The organism is Halorubrum sp. SP3 (genome assembly GCF_005435195.1).
Taxonomy (GTDB): domain Archaea; phylum Halobacteriota; class Halobacteria; order Halobacteriales; family Haloferacaceae; genus Halorubrum; species Halorubrum sodomense.
Genome location: NZ_SGTU01000078.1, coordinates 1 through 1,771 on the forward strand (window position 1 = coordinate 1; position 1,771 = coordinate 1,771).

The following is a 1,771-nucleotide window of genomic DNA, read 5'->3' on the forward strand; positions in this document are numbered from 1 at the left end:
GTGATAGCGTTGGTAGTGTCAAAGATATTGTCGAGAGCGTCGCCACTTCAAGTGATGTTGTTGCGCAAAACACGGAAGAAGTCAAGGAAGCAAGTGAAGAGGTTGCCGGGTCGGTCGAGGAGATCTCACACGGAGCAGACACGCAGAGTGAAAATCTGCAAGAATTCGCTAACGAGATGAACGACATGTCCGCTACGGTCGAAGAGATTGCGTCTTCGGCAGATCAAGTGGCTGCAACTGCGGGGACGGCAGTTGAACAGGGGAATGAAGGGCGTGAGTACGCATCGGAGGCGACTGAAGAAATTGAGTCGATAGAGGAACAAGCCGACGAGGCGGCCGCACAAGTCGAGGCTCTCGAAGAGGATATGGACGAGATTGGAGAGATTGTAGAGATGATCTCCGGAATCGCGGAGAAAACAAACATTCTGGCGCTGAACGCGTCAATCGAGGCAGCGCGTGCTGGAGAAGCTGGAGAGGGGTTCGGTGTTGTAGCCTCTGAAGTCAAATCGCTCGCAGAGGAAGCAGGAAAAGCGACGACTGCTGTAGAAGAGCGGATTGAGACTGCGCAAGAAAGTACAACGGAAACAGTTGCGGGAATGGAGGAGATGAGCGAGCGCGTTGAGCGCGGGTCGGAAACGATCGAGAGTACAATTGAGATGTTTGATGAGATCGCGGACGCAGTACAGGAGTCTGAGAGCGGCATCCGAGAAATTAGTGACGCGACGGATGACCAGGCCGCCTCGACAGAGGAGGTCGTCTCGGTGGTAGATGAGGTGGCAAGTGTGAGTGAACAGACCGCCGCGGAGGCGAGCAACGTTTCGGCGGCGACCGAGGAGCAGACGTCGTCACTCGCGGAAACGACCGAAACGATTCAAGAACTCTCGACGCTGGCTGATGATCTCAACGATCAGGTGACTGGGTTCGAAACACAACAAGAAACGACAGTTCAGGCAAACACACAGTCTCAGATGGCCGCGGATGGAGGCAATGTGTCGTCTGAGGGAAGTAACTGATTTGACTCCTCTCCCCTACTGTTGGGAGATATTTTGAGTCGTAGAATTCCAATAGTAATGACACAAAAGAATCTTGCGACCACCATAACACATTTTATAATAGATAAAATGAGATATGTATGGAGGTAGCACGGGCGGCGTATATCGCGGTTTTCGCTTTCGCGACGCTCATTTCGGGTTATGGGGCTTGGCGAGCAACCGATATCGCCGAGCGTGATACACGCCTTGGACTTGTGTCAGTGTTCGTTCTGGCTGGTGGGTGGACAGCGACAACTGCGATACAGTTCGCGATCAGTTGGGTTTCAGCAGCCGTATGGTTGCGAATCATCGGGTTAATTGTTGGACTTGCTAGTATTGGCGCGTGGCTATACTTTGCGTCGGCGTACGCAGGTCACGAATACCACCGGCGCCCCGCACTGCGGCGTCTTGCGGTTGGGCTGTACCTCGTCGCTATCGCTATCAAACTCACTAACCCCACGTATAATCTCTACTTCACTGCCTATGTCTCAACCGAACCGTTCGCGCACCTTGCGTTTAATCCCGGTGTTACCTATTGGTTGATCTCCGGGGCGGCATACCTGTCGGTCGGGGTTGCAACGATCTGGCTGATCGAAGCCGTGACCACCTCTCGCATCAAAGACTGGCGGCTCGGGATCGTTGTAGTCCTCACAGCCGTCCCAGCAGTAGTGGACGTCGCTATCGGACTGGGGCGCGTCCCGGCGCAGTTTGTCGAGACGAGCTATGCTCCTCTTGGAATG

General features: G+C 54.1%; 2 protein-coding genes. Both read left to right on the top strand.

The features are described from left to right. A partial coding sequence (locus EXE42_RS15375) for a methyl-accepting chemotaxis protein (RefSeq protein WP_241988409.1) occupies positions 1 to 1,013 on the top strand: 1,013 nt, incomplete at its 5' end. 119 nt (positions 1,014 to 1,132) lie between these two features. Beyond that, positions 1,133 to 1,771: histidine kinase N-terminal 7TM domain-containing protein (locus EXE42_RS15380; RefSeq protein ID WP_275938236.1), on the top strand; the 639-nt coding region annotated here is incomplete at its 3' end.